At 45.6% G+C, this 16,175-nt stretch carries 15 protein-coding genes and 1 riboswitch; of the genes, 11 read left to right on the top strand and 4 right to left on the bottom strand.

The window, feature by feature from the left end; translation table 11 throughout:
* Window positions 1-248: 248 nt before the first annotated feature.
* Window positions 249-374: riboswitch (SAM riboswitch) on the top strand.
* Between the two features lie 118 nt (window positions 375-492).
* The 4 genes from metA to mqnC all read left to right on the top strand — a co-directional run bounded on the left by metA (window position 493) and on the right by mqnC (window position 5,461).
* A complete protein-coding gene (gene metA, locus ACEN8J_RS14770; RefSeq protein WP_039269776.1) occupies window positions 493-1,410 on the top strand; it encodes a homoserine O-acetyltransferase MetA in 918 nt (305 codons plus the stop codon).
* Between the two features lie 125 nt (window positions 1,411-1,535).
* Complete coding sequence (locus tag ACEN8J_RS14765; protein ID WP_341071832.1) at window positions 1,536-2,720, top strand: PLP-dependent transferase; 1,185 nt, start codon at window positions 1,536-1,538, stop codon at window positions 2,718-2,720.
* Window positions 2,717-3,895, top strand: a complete 1,179-nt coding sequence (locus tag ACEN8J_RS14760; RefSeq protein ID WP_029516501.1) for an aminotransferase class I/II-fold pyridoxal phosphate-dependent enzyme — start codon at window positions 2,717-2,719, stop codon at window positions 3,893-3,895. Before ACEN8J_RS14765 ends, ACEN8J_RS14760 begins: the two co-directional genes overlap by 4 nt.
* A gap of 432 nt (window positions 3,896-4,327) precedes the next feature.
* Window positions 4,328-5,461: a cyclic dehypoxanthinyl futalosine synthase gene (gene mqnC / locus ACEN8J_RS14755; protein WP_029516502.1), complete on the top strand. Its 1,134-nt coding sequence runs from the start codon at window positions 4,328-4,330 to the stop codon at window positions 5,459-5,461.
* 96 nt (window positions 5,462-5,557) lie between these two features.
* On the opposite strand, the gene ACEN8J_RS14750 is transcribed toward mqnC, so the two are convergent.
* The 4 genes from ACEN8J_RS14750 to ACEN8J_RS14735 all read right to left on the bottom strand — a co-directional run bounded on the left by ACEN8J_RS14750 (window position 5,558) and on the right by ACEN8J_RS14735 (window position 8,834).
* The gene (locus ACEN8J_RS14750; protein WP_029516503.1) at window positions 5,558-6,421 is read right to left on the bottom strand and encodes a YitT family protein; all 864 of its coding nucleotides are present in this window, start codon (window positions 6,419-6,421) and stop codon (window positions 5,558-5,560) included.
* 83 nt (window positions 6,422-6,504) lie between these two features.
* The gene (locus ACEN8J_RS14745; protein ID WP_023987794.1) at window positions 6,505-7,731 is read right to left on the bottom strand and encodes a cation:proton antiporter; all 1,227 of its coding nucleotides are present in this window, start codon (window positions 7,729-7,731) and stop codon (window positions 6,505-6,507) included.
* Window positions 7,732-7,735: 4 nt separating this feature from the next.
* Entirely contained in the window at window positions 7,736-8,230 is a 495-nt protein-coding gene (locus ACEN8J_RS14740; protein ID WP_029516504.1) for a cation:proton antiporter regulatory subunit, read from the bottom strand.
* A 208-nt stretch (window positions 8,231-8,438) separates the two neighbouring features.
* Window positions 8,439-8,834 (bottom strand): hypothetical protein, encoded by a 396-nt coding sequence (locus tag ACEN8J_RS14735; RefSeq protein ID WP_069012825.1) that lies wholly within the window; start codon window positions 8,832-8,834, stop codon window positions 8,439-8,441.
* Window positions 8,835-9,074: 240 nt separating this feature from the next.
* On the opposite strand from ACEN8J_RS14735, the gene ACEN8J_RS14730 reads away from it, so the two are divergent.
* The 7 genes from ACEN8J_RS14730 to ACEN8J_RS14700 all read left to right on the top strand — a co-directional run bounded on the left by ACEN8J_RS14730 (window position 9,075) and on the right by ACEN8J_RS14700 (window position 16,156).
* Window positions 9,075-9,956, top strand: a complete 882-nt coding sequence (locus ACEN8J_RS14730) for a putative sporulation protein YtxC (RefSeq protein ID WP_069012824.1) — start codon at window positions 9,075-9,077, stop codon at window positions 9,954-9,956.
* A 61-nt stretch (window positions 9,957-10,017) separates the two neighbouring features.
* Window positions 10,018-10,593: a 3D domain-containing protein gene (locus ACEN8J_RS14725; protein WP_013309429.1), complete on the top strand. Its 576-nt coding sequence runs from the start codon at window positions 10,018-10,020 to the stop codon at window positions 10,591-10,593.
* Between the two features lie 84 nt (window positions 10,594-10,677).
* A complete protein-coding gene (locus tag ACEN8J_RS14720) occupies window positions 10,678-10,986 on the top strand; it encodes a hypothetical protein (RefSeq protein ID WP_029516507.1) in 309 nt (102 codons plus the stop codon).
* Between the two features lie 196 nt (window positions 10,987-11,182).
* Window positions 11,183-12,769 (top strand): S1C family serine protease, encoded by a 1,587-nt coding sequence (locus ACEN8J_RS14715; protein ID WP_495593631.1) that lies wholly within the window; start codon window positions 11,183-11,185, stop codon window positions 12,767-12,769.
* Between the two features lie 149 nt (window positions 12,770-12,918).
* Window positions 12,919-13,608 carry a response regulator transcription factor gene (locus tag ACEN8J_RS14710; RefSeq protein WP_029516509.1) on the top strand — a complete coding sequence of 230 codons (690 nt, stop codon included), beginning with the start codon at window positions 12,919-12,921 and terminating at the stop codon, window positions 13,606-13,608.
* A gap of 1 nt (window position 13,609) precedes the next feature.
* Window positions 13,610-15,088 (top strand): sensor histidine kinase, encoded by a 1,479-nt coding sequence (locus tag ACEN8J_RS14705; protein ID WP_341039129.1) that lies wholly within the window; start codon window positions 13,610-13,612, stop codon window positions 15,086-15,088.
* Window positions 15,089-15,199: 111 nt separating this feature from the next.
* Window positions 15,200-16,156, top strand: coding sequence for a 4-hydroxy-3-methylbut-2-enyl diphosphate reductase (locus ACEN8J_RS14700; RefSeq protein ID WP_165145059.1), 957 nt, complete (start codon window positions 15,200-15,202; stop codon window positions 16,154-16,156).
* Window positions 16,157-16,175: the final 19 nt, after the last annotated feature.

Genomic DNA, 16,175 nt, shown 5'->3' with positions numbered 1-16,175 from the left:
ATATTTTTGCCTAATAGCACTTGTATAGTATAACGCTCGGCCTACGGCCTTTCAAGCGCAAAATCATGGGCAAAATCAACAGTAGTGGCAAGAGCTTCAGCGATAGGAGGGATATGATTTAACCTATGGAAAAGGTAGACAAAATGTGAATGCAGGTTACAAATTTGCAAGTCCCATCTTGACGAAGCCCAGCCGATGCATTAAAGTGAACAACAAGAACTTTGTGAACCCAAAATGAATATAGCGAAATCTTATCAAGAGCAGGTGGAGGGACTAGCCCGATGATACCCGGCAACCGGCGATTTTAATCGCACGGTGCTAATTCTTGCAGGACGCGCGCTTTGTACAAAGCGCGTTGCCCTGACAGATGAGAGAGGCGCATATGGATACAAATATGACCTTTCTCTAACCAGAGAAAGGTCTTTTTATTATATGCCCGGCATCTCAACAAGACGATTTTCGCAAAACTTACCGAACAAGGAGTGAGTTTACATGCCGATTAAAATCCCAGACACATTACCTGCTAAGGAAGTGCTGGAGGGCGAAAATATTTTCGTAATGGATGAAAGCTTGGCTTATCATCAGGATATTCGTCCGTTGCGTATCGCCATTTTGAATTTAATGCCTACAAAGGAAACGACGGAAACCCAACTGTTGCGCCTGGTCGGCAATACGCCGTTGCAAGTGGATGTCACGCTGGTGCATATGAAGTCTCATGTATCCAAAAATACATCGCAAGAATATTTGAACATGTTCTATAAAACGTTTGACGAGATCAAGAACAGTCGTTTTGACGGCATGGTCATTACAGGAGCCCCGGTTGAACAGCTTGAGTTTGAGGATGTGAACTACTGGGAGGAAATCCGGCAAATCTTTGAATGGACGAAAACGAATGTAACTTCGACCATGCATATCTGTTGGGCCTCACAGGCAGGCTTATACCATCATTTCGATGTCCCTAAATATGGGCTCGACTACAAATGCTTCGGTGTATTTCCACACACCGTGATTAAACCTAAAGTAAAATTGTTACGCGGCTTTGATGAACTGTTTTATGCTCCTCATTCCAGGCATACGGAGGTTCGTCGGGAAGATATTGATCATATCGCCGAATTAGAAGTTTTATCCGAATCCGAAGAAGCTGGAGTGTACCTCGTAGCCACGCTTGACGGTAAACAAATTTTTGTAACTGGGCATTCTGAATATGACCCGCTTTCACTGAAATGGGAATACGACCGCGATGTAGCCAAAGGAATGGATATTGAAGTCCCCAAAAATTATTTTCCTAATGATGATCCTGAGCGCACCCCCCCCTCAATTTGGCGGGCGCACGCCAATTTATTATTCTCGAATTGGCTGAACTATTATGTATACCAAGAAACACCTTATGATATCGGGCCCCAGATTTAAAAAAGGAGCATGTAGTTTACCTTTGTAGAGTATCACCTTGCAGTAGCGCAGCAGTATAGTCTTTGACATCCATTTTTGCAGGATTGGTTATAGCACCCACTATGGAAGTTAACAGGAGGATTCATATGAGTGAGAAAAAGTGGAAAATCGAAAGTAGATTGGCACAAATCGGTTCAGTAGAAGAGCCAGTAACCGGGGCTGTTAATTACCCGATTTACCAATCTACGGCGTTCCGCCATCCCCGTCTGGGTCAAAGCACAGGATTTGATTACATTCGGACGATCAATCCCACGCGAAAGGTACTGGAAGAGGCTTCTGCTGCACTTGAATCGGGTGATGCAGGCTTTGCATGCAGCTCAGGTATGGCGGCGCTGCAAACGGTATTTGCATTGTTTGGACAGGGAGATCATCTCATAGTATCGCTGGATCTGTATGGCGGGACGTATCGTTTGCTGGAGCGTATTTTGTCTAAATTTGGTGTGACAGCCAGTTATGTGGATACGAACGATCTTGAAGCGCTCGAACAGTCATGTCGACCGAATACCAAAGCTGTATTCATAGAAACGCCTACAAATCCGTTAATGATGATTACTGATATTCGAGCGGTGGCTAAATGGGCATCACAACATCAGTTGCTTACCATTGTAGATAATACGCTGCTAACGCCATATTTCCAGCGGCCATTGGAACTGGGCGCGGATATTGTGGTACATAGCGCAACCAAATATTTGGGCGGACACAACGATGTGCTGGCAGGGTTGATCGTAACCAAAGGCAAAGAGCTATCAGCTGAAATTGCATTCCTGCACAATTCCATAGGGGCAGTGCTTTCCCCAAGCGATTGCTACCAGTTAATGAAGGGCATGAAGACGTTAGCGCTGCGTATGGACCGGCACGAGCATAATGCAACAGTGCTGTCTAACTATTTACTGACGCATCCGGCTGTGGCGGAAGTATTTTATCCAGCTCTAGAAGGCCATCCAGGTCGTGAGATTCAAAATAAACAATCCAGCGGAAATACGGGTATCTTTTCCTTTAAAGTAAAGGATGCTCGTTATGTGGAACCTTTGCTTCGTCACATTAAGCTCATTGCGTTTGCGGAAAGTCTCGGCGGTGTGGAATCGTTAATGACCTATCCCGCTGTGCAGACACATGCGGACATACCAGCAGAAATTCGGGATGCAGTCGGGGTAGATGACAGGCTGTTGCGTTTCTCCGTAGGCATTGAGCATACAGACGACCTAATTGAAGATTTACGTTCGGCGTTGGAAGCGGCACGTCAAGAAGTAGAAGGAGGAGAGCTGCAATGATAGAGGATGCGAGGAGGATCGGGCAGGATCTGAACAAAGAGCGGAAGTTCGCTACCAAGCTGCTGCATTTTGGCTCTGAAATTGACAGCGTTACGGGGGCATCGAGCGTCCCGATCTATCAAGCTTCTACCTTCCACCATCACGATATTTTTAATCCTCCACAGCATGACTATAGCCGTTCAGGTAATCCGACACGACAAGCTTTGGAGGATTATATCGCTTTATTAGAAGGCGGGGCGTGCGGTTTTGCCTTTGCATCAGGTATGGCGGCCATCTCTACTACATTTATGCTCTTGTCTGCTGGAGATCATGTCATTGTTTCCGAGGACGTATATGGAGGAACATATCGACTGCTGACCTCCATTTTGAAACGAATGAATATCGAAACGACCTTCGTCGACATGACGGACCTCAACCTTGTGAAAGAGGCGTTGCAGGAGAATACAAGGGCTGTATATATGGAAACTCCGTCCAATCCGACACTCAAAATTACCGATGTGGCAGGAATAACTTCTTGGGCACAGGACAACGGGCTTTTAACGTTATTGGATAATACTTTTATGACACCTTATTATCAACGTCCGATTGAGCAGGGAGTTGATATTGTATTGCACAGTGCGACCAAGTTTCTGGGCGGACACAGCGATGTGCTGGCAGGACTTGCGGTAGCACGTACCGAATCGTTGGGAAGACAAATCAAGCAGCTCCAAAATGGACTGGGTACCGTGTTGGCTCCGCAGGAGTCATGGTTGCTCATGCGCGGTATGAAGACACTGGAGGCTCGTATGGCTCACAGCGAAAAGAGCGCAGCGAAGCTCGCTAACTGGCTGAACGAGCGCAACGACATTGAGGCGGTATACTACCCGGGTCTGGAGAATCATCCAGGGCGTGAAGTTCATGAGCGCCAATCCAGCGGTTATGGTGCAGTGATATCTTTTGATGTGGGTTCTGGTGAGCGTGCAAAAGAAGTCCTCAGTCGCGTACGTATTCCAATTGTAGCGGTGAGTCTGGGAGCTGTGGAAAGCATCTTGTCGTATCCGGCGATGATGTCACATGCGGCTATGCCCCATAGTGTACGATTGGAGCGCGGGATTACGAACGGACTACTCCGTTTCTCCGTAGGTTTGGAGGATATTGACGACCTGATCAGTGATCTGGATGAGGCGCTGCGCTAGAGCGTTAGCACATCCGCAGCATCTTTGTCGTTTTCACGCTGAGAGCAAATATGTACAGTACTAAACAGCAAGTTTCCAGTATTTCAGGAGGCTTGCTGTTTTCTATAAAATAACATGAACGACAGTGTGAAAAAAGACACTTTTCAGTTCTGTTTTCTTATTTTTTGGCTATATGCAACGTTGAGATAAGCTTGGCAGTTGCCTGTTTTCCTAGGTGAAAAGCAGAAAGAAGCGGGAATAAGTATGGTTCCTTACCTAAAGATATGTTAGTATTATCATTAGGTTTTACTATGCTAAATAGCACAGACAACATACAAGGCTAGTCATGAACATACATTACGGCAGGGTTCGAACGCAGGTTTGTGAAAGCATTCTCGTTCATAAGTCCTGTCGTTCATTTCGTCGCCCTGTGACAGCGAAGGAGGATACACCATGAGTGTAATCGACCATATTTTAGATAAAGCCCTACGCGGCGAACGCCTGAATTTAGAGGATACCGTTGCTTTGTTCGAATCAGACGAGGTAGAAAAAATCGGTCATGCGGCGAATAAAGTCATGAATCGCATGCATCCCGATCCCGTTAAAACCTTCGTTATCGGACGAAATATTAACTATACAAACGTGTGTGACGTATACTGTCGCTTCTGCGCTTTTTATCGTAGACCAGGTTCTGATGAAGGTTATGTTTTGCCGGATGAGGTGATCTTTCAGAAGATCAAGGAAACGCAGGAAGTAGGTGGCACCGAAATTCTAATGCAAGGCGGTGTGAACCCGAATCTGCCGTTCAGTTATTATACCGATTTGCTGAAAGGTATCAAGGAGCGTTTTCCCGATATTACGATGCACTCCTTCTCGCCAGCTGAAATTCACAAAATGAAGGAGAAATCTGGTCTTTCTATGGAAGAAACAATCCGCGCCATTCATGAAGCTGGATTGGATTCGCTTCCGGGCGGAGGTGGAGAAATTTTGGATGACCGCACACGCCGCAAAATTAGCCGTCTCAAAGGCTCTTGGCGTGATTGGATGGATGTCATGCAAACGGCTCATAAGGTTGGGATGAACACGACTGCTACGATGGTTATTGGCTTTGGCGAGTTGATGGAGGAGCGTGCGCTGCATTTGTTGCGTGTTCGTGATGCTCAGGACGAATGCATTGAAAACAAATATAATTCTGAAGGATTTTTGGCCTTTATTCCTTGGACCTTCCAGCCAGACAATACCAACCTGAAGAAGGAACGTCAGACGCCGGAGGAATATCTGAAGACCGTTGCGATCAGTCGTCTTGTATTGGATAACATCAAGCATATTCAATCCTCATGGGTAACTATGGGACCTGAAATCGGTAAAAAATCGTTGTACTACGGTTGCGATGATTTTGGTAGCACCATGATTGAGGAAAACGTAGTTTCCGCTGCAGGCGCAACGTATAAGGTTAACATTGAATCCATTTTACAGTTGATCCGCGAGACGGGTCACATTCCGGCACAGCGTAATACCCGTTATGATATTATTCGTACTTTTGACAGTGCCAGCAGTATTGAACATGATTTTATCATGCAGAATTAATATCCGTTAATATAGTGTTCATTACAAAACGCCTATCTGTACTAATCGTTATACATAGATTAGTGCAGATAAGCGTTTTTTTGATGTGTTACTTTGCTATGCTTTCCATCGTTTCATATACATGATCTCAGCTTGCGGGTCTGCCATTTGGATGACTGCCTTAAAGCGCTGCAAATCCAACAGATGAACGCTGTAAACGATGACCATTTGTTCTTTTTTATCCTCAGATTCGCTTTTGATCTTGCCCTCTATCTGGGCAGAGCCTTCAACAGGCGTGCTGTGTATACGCAACCTGCGATATATAGCATCCTCGACGGTTGGCTGCTTCTTGCTGACAACACAAACCATACGCGTCAGACCGGTAAACATCAGCCGGGTCGTTTCGTAGGCGGCGAGGCAGGATAAGGCTGAATATAGAGCTGGCTCCCAGCCTAGCACAAAGCCAGCTGTAATGAGCAGCAGACCGTTACATAGCATAACAATCTGTATTAACGGAATCTTGCGGTGTGTTAGCAACAATGTGGATGGACGGCCATCGCCTGGTTCGTTAAGTCCTAGTGAATCAAGCAGACCACCGTGACGAGCTGCCAGTCCTGCGCCAAGACCGATACAGATTCCGCCGCCCAAAGCACATACGACCGGATGGCCGCTCACTGCCGGAAAAGGCGAAAGAATGATGGCTGAGCCTGAAAAGGCGAACAAGCCGGGTAGTGCACGGAGCAGCATGGGTTTGTGAGTGGATAAAGAATACAGCAGCATGAGTGGCAAGTTCAAAACGAATAGCAATAACCCAAAATGCTCTTGTGTATAAAGCGACATGAGTCTGGAGATCCCCGTGACGCCTCCAGCGATCATATCATGCGGATGCAAAAACAATTCCAGACCGACGGATGCCGTAATTCCGCCAATCACCGTATAAAAGACAGGGAACCTGCTCGCATCTTCTGAAGCGGGCTTCACAAGCCGCCTCATAGAGTTTCGGCATGTTTAATAGCGTGCGGCATAGCCTTCCCTCCTATGGATTGTCGTATCCAGCTTTACAGTTACGCCGAGTTACTTTCTTCTTTTCGTAGGCGGGGGTCCTTGAACTTGAATATTTTGTTTAACATATTAAAAATAGGTTTTGACTGCTTTGTGAGAAGTGGTCCAAGAATGGCCAGTATGAGTACATAGATGGCTGCAAAAGGTTGAACAATATCAAGTAAACCACCTTCTTTACCCAAGTTGGCCATGATAATCGAAAATTCACCCCGTGCCACAATGGTCAGGCCGATATTTGCTGACGCTTTGGGAGATAAGGAGGCCGTACGCCCAGCCAACATTCCTGCCCAAATGTTCCCAAATAACGTGAGAACGACTGCTGCCAGCGCAAGCCATATCGCGTTTCCTCCTAGGGACAGTGGATCAATGGATAGCCCAAAGCTGAAAAAGAACAGAGCGCCAAAGAAATCGCGGAAAGGAACAATTAAATGCTCGATCCGTTTGGCATGTTCCGTTTCGGCCAGTACGAGACCGACTAACAGGGCGCCGATAGCTTCCGCCACATGAATCGTTTCCGAAAAACCAGCCACCAGAAACAGGGAGCCGAAAACAACAAGTCCGAATACCTCATTGGAGCGAATACGGAGAATCCGATTTAACAGAGGGACGGCCTTACGACCGATAATAATGACTGCAAGCATAAAGCCAAGCGCGATTAGAGCTGATAGCAGTACACCCCCGAGCGAGGATGAATCGCTAAGAACCAATCCGGAGAGGATGGAGATGTATACGGCGAGGAAAACATCCTCGAACATAATAATGCCCAAAATCATTTCAGTTTCAGCATTGGCAGTCCGCTTGAGATCTACCAGCACCTTCGCAGCAATAGCACTGGATGATATGGTTGTAATTCCGGCGATAACCAGTGTTTCTGCTACAGGAAAGCCGCTCAGGAAGCCAAGAGCCAGCCCCAGTGTGAAATTGATGCCAATATAAATGGTGCCACCCACGGCAATGGAGCGGCCTGATTTAATTAACCGACCTACTGAAAACTCCAGACCCAAGTAGAAGAGAAGAAACAGCACTCCGATTCTTCCCATAAAATCAATAAAAGGGGCGCTTTCGATAAAGCGAAAATCAAAATGCCATAGCTCCATCGCATGCGGTCCAACTGCCATTCCGATCAGGATATAAAAAGGGATGACCGAGAAGCGCAGTTTGGAGGAAATAAGTCCGGCTGCAGCGATGAGAGCAATAGCCAATCCAACCTCAAATACCAGATGATCCATCCAATCACCCGCTTCCGTTCATAAGGATTTGTTTAAAGCGTTTTTGCTGATCGCGTTCCCCAACAACAACTACAATGGCATCATCGTTAATAATCACTTCAGGACCAGGATTTACATATTTCATTCCCTTTTTCTCCACAATGGCAATAACAGTGGCTCCCGAATTTTGTCTAATATCCAGCTCACCGATGGATTTGCCAACACTTGCATAGTGAGATTCCACTCTATACCATTCGATAATAAAATCGTCAAACGTCATTTCTACACTTTCAAGCTGTTTCGGCTTATATGTCATACCCCCGATGATGGAGGCTACCAATCGTGCTTCCTGATCATTCAGGGTTGTCATAGAAATACTTTGTTCCAAATCCTCGTAATCAAAGTGATACAACTCACGCCTGCCATCATCATGAATAATAATGACAATTCGGTCGCCACTCTCTGCATCTATTCGATACTTAATCCCGATTCCTGGCAAAATAGACTCTCGAATATCCATTTGTAAAGCCTCCTGTACGATACGTTATTTAAATGAATGGTATGGGAAATAAATCACATGCTTTGGGAGTGACATGAAAACTTTCTTTTTGTATTAAATTTTATAAATTAACATAGAAAACCTGATAAATATACTTAACGTATTACACTTATTGGGAACGGTTAACAAATAGACATGCAAATGTAGTGATGTGCATGCTTAAGGGAGGTTAAGCCACATAACTAGAGGTAAATTTGATGGGGAACAAGTACAATTGCTTCTTTAGTTTGCAAATGACAGGAATAAAAGGCAGACGTAGTTTAGGGATGCTCAATAGCAGCACAAACGCTATCAAAATGACAAAGGGAAGTGATTTGGCCGCAGCGATCACCAGATGAAGTAAAGGGGAGGATTTGCGTATAGCTGGTTTGGGATGGTGCTCCAGACCGTGAGAATCGGTTTCTAACGAGGAAACATCAGCATGAGACAGGAGAGAAGATCCCGCAGTAAACTGAAGGGATTGAGTAGTGTCTTCCGCATGAAACGTCACAGGAAGGGACAAAATCTGAACGAGGCTCAATATGACGATCATGAATGTACGCAGCATGTTCAGCATCGTTGACATCTTATCTCCTCCCTCTTGTGAAAAATTCATATTAATTTAACCTTAACATACCCCACCCTAAATATTCAAACGTCTTTCGTTTTTTTCCTATACCACAGTAATTGTTTATAACACGCCAACCGGCTTTTTGAAACCTGATCATCCTCTTTTGACTATGTCTTTCTGTTTCCAGTCGTTCACTTCGTATAACCCTTCAGAGGCCGCCATATACTGAAAGCAGTGATCGAAAGGAGTGAGCCAATGGAACTGTTTACAGTGTGGACCAATACAAACGGAGATCAGGAAACCGACCGGTTTTACGAAGTGGTCAAAAGTAGAACAAAGGGGCTACATATGTCACGGCGCGGATTTCGATTCACTTTCAGACAGCTGGACAACAAAGTGGCATGGACCTGCAAGGGCACAGAAAGCAATTCGGCGTTTGAAAGCTTTCTCCCCTGTGTATACAGCATCATGTCTTCGGCAATAGCGGATTATATTATCGAGGTCAAGGAGTGGGGGCTGCTTAATCTCATTCTCACCAAAGCCTGTTCGCTGCTGGAGAAAGAGGATACAGAGCAAATTCGCAGTATGATTCGTTCACTGTTAAACGATGATGGCCCGAGAGGTCGTTTGAAGCGTCATGGTAAGCTGACCACTCTCCTGGAGAAGGATTTTAAGGAGCTTCGTGTGATCAATTTGGAAGGACTGATTCAATTTAGGCTCCATGCGTATAAAAAAGAGCTTGAAGAAATCGTCGACTATGCCATGGAAGAATTCTGGGCAGATCGGCAATACGAAGAATTTATGGGGTTGCTTAAATATTTTGTTTTTTTTCAGGAAAGCAAAGTTCCGCTCGTACACGTACTTCACCAAGGCGGACATAATTTTACGATTCTGGATAGTGCCATGGTGCCGATACCGACTCCCGATGCAGATGACATCATTGTCGAGATGCCAGGCATTGAACTGGAAATGGAGGTCGAGGATCGAATCGTGAGCACCCTTATTTCGATTTCTCCTGCTTCCATTATATTGCATACAGACGATGAGCACACCCCCATAGTGCGGACACTCCTGCATATTTTTGAAGATAAAGTGAAGCTGAGCAGATTTTATCCAGGTCAGGATGTTCAAAAATAATAATCTGTTCGTATAAACCAATGGATTTCTGGAAAGCCTTTGCCTCAAGGGGAGGTTTTTTATGAGATCCATGTTGGTATGGAAACGGATTTTGGGAACCGTGTTAATCGCAACCTGTCTGGTATTGCCCGGCAATGAAGTTTACGGTCACAAAGAACCGGTCCAGCATAAGAAATGGCAGTCCACACCTGTTTTAGCTCCACGTGAAGAGCAGGTTATTACGACCATGACGGTCACAGCAACAGGATATACAGCAGGCTATGAATCGACTGGCAAACGGCCAAGTCATCCCGGTTACGGTATTACGTATTCCGGTGTAAAAGTGCGTCGTGACAAGAACACGCTGTCTACGATTGCGGCTGATCCCAAAACGTTTCCTTTGGGAAGCATATTGTACATTCCTGGTTATGGATACGGGATTGTAGCAGATACAGGTTCTGCGATTAAGGGCAATAAAATTGATTTGTATTTTAAAACAACCCGGCAGGTGTATTCTGAATGGGGCAAGAAAGATGTGGATGTTCAAATTATAAAAAAAGGTAACGGAAAATGTACGGAAAAGATGGTGAAATCGCTCCAAAAGGCGATAGAAACGCATAAAACCATTCCGACCGCGACACTGGATGCTTCCATATAATCCTTGAATATTGTTTTTTCCAACATCACATACTATGTTGCGGGATGAGTTTATCCCACAAAACATACTGGGAGGTTGAGAATTATGCCAAATCAAGGCGGAAGTTCTTTCACGAACAAAGGCTTCAATGCAAGCACAGGAAATCAGTTCAAAGCGGAATTTGCACAAGACAATACGGTAGGTGTTGTTTCACAAAAGGTAAAGCAGTCTGAACAAAATAAAATTCAAGACAACTTCCAGACACCAAATGAGAAGTATGATGAAGAATTTGCAACAGATCAAGGCGGTACAGGTGCAGTAGCACAAAAAGTTCAAAACTCTAGTCGCAACAAAATTCAAAACAATGCTCAAACACCGAATGAAAAGTTCGACGAAAACTTTAACACGAAATAAAAAAGCATATACAATCGATAATGCTCCGGATTATATCCGGGGCATTTCGTTTTGAGTAAAAGTGGTTAGGTACAAATAGGTCTAAGGTTTTATCTCCTTTTTAATTGTTTTTAAGGTGGAATTAAGGTTTAAAGTGCAAAATAAAGTCAGTTAAACAACACCACCTTGAAGCATAGGGTTTGGGAGGAGATATACAATGGACGAATTTAAAAATAATAACTCCGGACGCCGGAACGACAACGATCAGGTTGATACCGATAACGTAACTCGGCAAAACGATTTGAACGGTTCCTCATATTATTATTCTTACGGCCCTTTTTCTTCAGTTCAATCGGACGGACAACGTAAGGAAGGGCAGTCGGTGGAAAAAGATGTTGAGATCACGCCACCGCAGGCAGTAAGACCCCTTCCTCCCTCATACCATCGTGCTATGCCTGAGCAACAGGATGGTTCGGGTCGGAATGGCGGCAACTGGCAATTCAAACCGAATAAGCCCAAGTCGCAGGTGAAAACAATTTTCTTATCTTTTTTGGCCGGGATGCTGGTCATTACGGTATTGATGTATACAGCTGACCGAACAAATATGTTCACACCCGAGACGGCGTTGACTTCGGCGGCAGCTGAAAGCGGAGAAACGACTAATTCGGGAACAACCAGTTCGACTCCAAGCGCAGTTCCGGCTGTGATGCCTTCAGGTACCGCTGATGTTCAATCTGTTGTGGCTAAGGCTGGACCGGCAGTCGTCAAAATCGAAACGCTTGCCAAACAAACCAGTGGCAGCAGCGGCAGACAAAGCAGCCCTTATTACAATGACCCGCTGTATCAATACTTTTTCGGTAATCAGTATGGTGACAGTGGCAGTAGCAGTAACAGTAATGAAAATGAAGGTAGCAACAGCGGACAGCTGACTCCGCTTGGTATTGGTTCCGGTTTTATTTTTGATAAATCGGGTTACGTCCTAACCAATAACCATGTTGTTGAAGGGGCGAGTGTGGTTCAGGTTACAGTAGAGGGAACTAATAAGCCTTACGAAGCCAAAGTCTTGGGCAAAAATGCTGATCTTGATTTGGCGGTACTTAAAATTGAAGGCAAAAATAACTTTCCGACAGTAACTTTGGGTGACTCCGATAACGCTAAAGTCGGCGAGTGGATGGTCGCAATTGGCAACCCTGAAGGCTTTGAGCATTCGGTAACAGCCGGGGTGCTAAGTGCGAAAGAACGTACGATCACCATTAATAGTGAATCAACTGGAAAACCGACGCAATACAAGCATCTCATTCAGACGGATGCGTCCATTAACCCTGGTAACTCTGGCGGACCGCTGTTAAATCTGCAAGGGCAAGTTATCGGTATGAACGTAGCTGTTAGTGCAGACGCACAGGGAATCGGGTTTGCGATTCCGTCCAATACGATTTTGGAAGTCGTCGATAAGCTGAAAAATAACCAGCCTATCCCTAAAGAACCTGTACCTTTCATTGGTGCAAGTCTGTTAAATTTGAGTCCTGAAGTAGCCAAAGAACTGGGAACAACCCTGACCGAAGGCTCGGTTGTGCGGGATATTATATACAAATCACCAGCTTATCAGGCTGATCTGCGTCCTTACGATGTGATTATCGGAGCCAATGGCACGCCTTATAGCACATCACAAGAGCTGATCCAGTTCATTCAAAAACAAAAAGTGGGTACAGCACTGACGCTTAACATCGAACGAGCTGGGCAGAAAAAAAATGTTCAACTGAAAATTGGCAACAAAAATGACTTTAGCTCGACGCTCCAGCAATAAGATGATAACTTTACAAAAATGAACATGTGCACGCAAGAAACGGAAGGAAGATCCCTTCCGTTTCTTGCTGTATGAAGTAGCAAGATGCTACGCGCGTGTACTCCTGCTACAATAGAGGGAAAAGAAGAGATAAAGGAGTTCGATCGTGTATGCGTTCTACTATTTTGATCATTGATGACGATGAAAAAATTGTTTCCATGCTGCGCAGAGGGCTGGCATTTGAAGGCTATGAAGTGCTGACAGCCGCCAATGGAGCAGAGGGATTAAATAAAATGCTGACAGCTGAGCCTGATGTAGTCGTGCTGGATGTAATGATGCCGCAAGTCGATGGTTTTGAGGTATGCCGTCGCATGCGGGAGGGGGGGAGCACGGTACCTGTCCTAATGCTTACAGCCAAGGATGAGGTTGAGAATCGGGTTAAAGGCTTGGATCTAGGGGCCGATGATTATCTCGTCAAGCCGTTTGCTCTGGAGGAGTTGCTGGCACGAGTGCGAGCGCTTTTGCGGCGTAAAACCGAACAACAGGGCAATAACGGAAATAGACTTACCTTCGAGGATTTACAACTGGATAACGAATCCCGTGAAGTGGTTCGTGGCGGCAAACGCTTGGAACTGACGGCCAAAGAATTTGAACTGCTCCATTTGTTCATGCAAAACCCGAAGCGTGTTCTGTCGCGTGATCTGATTATGGACAAAATTTGGGGCTATGACTATAGCGGAGAATCGAATGTGCTCGAAGTATATATTGCCATGCTACGACAAAAAACGGAGCAGGATGGCGGTAAACGTCTCATTCGTACAATTCGGGGAGCTGGCTACATTTTAAGAGGTGATGTGTAATATGTCTATTCGGTGGCGGCTGACAGCTTGGTATTCGAGCATCTTGGCTATAGTGCTTGTCATTTTTGGTCTGGCTATTTACGGACTGGTTTATTATTACACATACAATGAAGTAAAAAGTCAGCTTACGACTCAGGCGCCACGGATTAACAAGCAGCTACTGCTTACAATTAAAGGGGGGTTATTTGAAGTCCCCAATCTGGATTTGGGTTTAGTGCAAGAACGTGGAATTGATGATTCACAGCTATATGTACAAATTTACAATTATACATCAGGTGTTACCAAAACCACCCAAAACATGAAAGACCTCAATATCACCTTCCCTGTTCCATCTACAGCGACAGGAGCAGTTCAAAATGAGGGAATCCGGCGTGTGAACGTAAATGGGGATACCTTTATGATTTACCAACAGCCCATTAAGTCCGAGGAGTTGGGCTTGGTAGTCGGGTTGCTACAGGTAGGACAATTCACGGGCTCTCAGGATCGACTCATGAACAGGTTGCAAAATGTGCTTGTATATGGTTCGTTGTTTGCATTACTTGCTGCTGCGACTTCAGGTCTCTTTCTGGCTCGCAAGTCTATGAAGCCGCTGGTCAAGGTAATTGAGGGGGCAAATCAGATTCAATCCAGTAATGATTTGAGTGTTCGGATTGAATATGACGGACCACCAGATGAAATTGGACAATTAATCGGGACAGTTAACAACATGCTGGGGCGTACAGAGGTGTTTTACAAGGAGTTGGAAGATGCGTACGGTGCACAGCGCCGTTTTGTGGCTGATGCTTCCCATGAGCTTCGTACGCCGCTAACGACGATCCGTGGCAACGTTGATTTTTTGCTCAAAATGTGGACTACCGAACCAGGAGAGCGACCGAATATGGATGAAGAGATGATTCGTGAGCTTTCTATGGAGGCATTAAATGACATGGCAGATGAAGGCAAACGGATGAGTCGTTTGGTGAGTGATATGTTGTCACTTGCGAGAGCAGACACAGGGAAAACGTTCGATAAGACTCCCGTTGCGCTGGAACCCCTTGTAAGTGAGGTTGCCCGTCGTGCTCAGTTTTTAGAGCGAACGGCCGAATGGAATGTGGGAGATTTTTCGTTGCTGAATGGTATTTATATGGATGGGAGCAAGGATTATTTACAGCAAATGCTATTCATTTTCATTGATAATGCATTCAAATACACACCTGAAGGCACGGTCCGATTTGATGCCGTTGTTTATCAAGGACAGGTGGGGCTACGGATCAGCGATACGGGCATTGGAATGGACAAGAGTGAGGTTCCCTTTATTTTTGACCGCTTTTACCGGGCAGATGAGTCGCGCGGGGTGACAGAGGGAATTGGGTTGGGGCTGTCTATTGCCAAGTGGATTATTGATGAACATCACGGGTCTGTGGAAGTGGTTACGCGTCAAGGAGAAGGAACGACATTTGTCATCTGGCTTCCGGTCAGCTTTTCCGCGCCTTTGGAATAGGCTATAATAGGAAGGCAACTACATCATAGAATTGGCCGGTAAAGGCTTGGATGCCCACAGCTACCGAGTTATCGGAGCTGTATACTGTGTCGAAGAAAGCGGGGGCTCATTTTGGAAGTACTCAGAATTTCGCCCCGGGGTTACTGCTACGGCGTAGTCGATGCCATGGTATTGGCTCGTCAGGCAGCCAGAAATCTGGACTTACCCCGGCCTATTTATATATTGGGCATGATCGTGCATAACAGTCATGTCACGAATTCCTTTGAAGACGAAGGGATTATTACACTGGACGGCCCGAACCGTATGGAGATTTTAAGCCAGGTAGAGAGCGGCACTGTTATCTTTACTGCTCATGGCGTATCACCAGAGGTACGCAAGTTGGCACGAGACAAGGGGCTGACTACGGTAGACGCGACTTGCCCTGACGTCACAAAAACGCATGATCTGATTCGGGAGAAGTCTGCCGAAGGCTACCAGATTGTTTATATTGGCAAAAAGAATCATCCAGAGCCGGAGGGAGCTATCGGTATTGCTCCTAACCATGTTCATCTGATTGAAAAGGAAGAAGAGATCGACAGTCTTACGTTGCCAGCTGGCAAAATCCTTATCACGAATCAGACGACCATGAGCCAATGGGACATCAAGCACATTATGAAGAAGCTGCTGGAGAAGTTCCCGGGTGCTGAGATACACAATGAAATCTGTTTGGCGACGCAGGTACGTCAGGAAGCGGTAGCTGAGCAGGCTGGACAGGCGGATCTGGTGATCGTTGTCGGTGATCCGCGCAGTAACAATTCAAACCGATTAGCTCAGGTTTCGGAGGAAATTGCTGGTACAACAGCTTATCGTATTTCTGATGTAAGCGAGCTGAAGAGGGAGTGGCTTGAAGGCGTAGCCAAAGTAGCTGTGACTTCTGGGGCTTCAACGCCGACACTGATTACCAAAGAGGTTATTACGTATTTGGAGCAGTATGATGCGGCTAACCCGGATACGTGGGAGATTCAGCGAACCATAGATATGAAAAAACTGCTGCCTCCTGTACGAGAGAAGTCAAAAACAACGAAATAGTATGTGATTGATTACAGCC

The organism is Paenibacillus sp. Paensp38 (assembly GCF_059491915.1).
The sequence above is the reverse complement of the archived record's forward strand: the minus strand, read 5'-3'. Positions and strand labels throughout refer to the sequence as shown.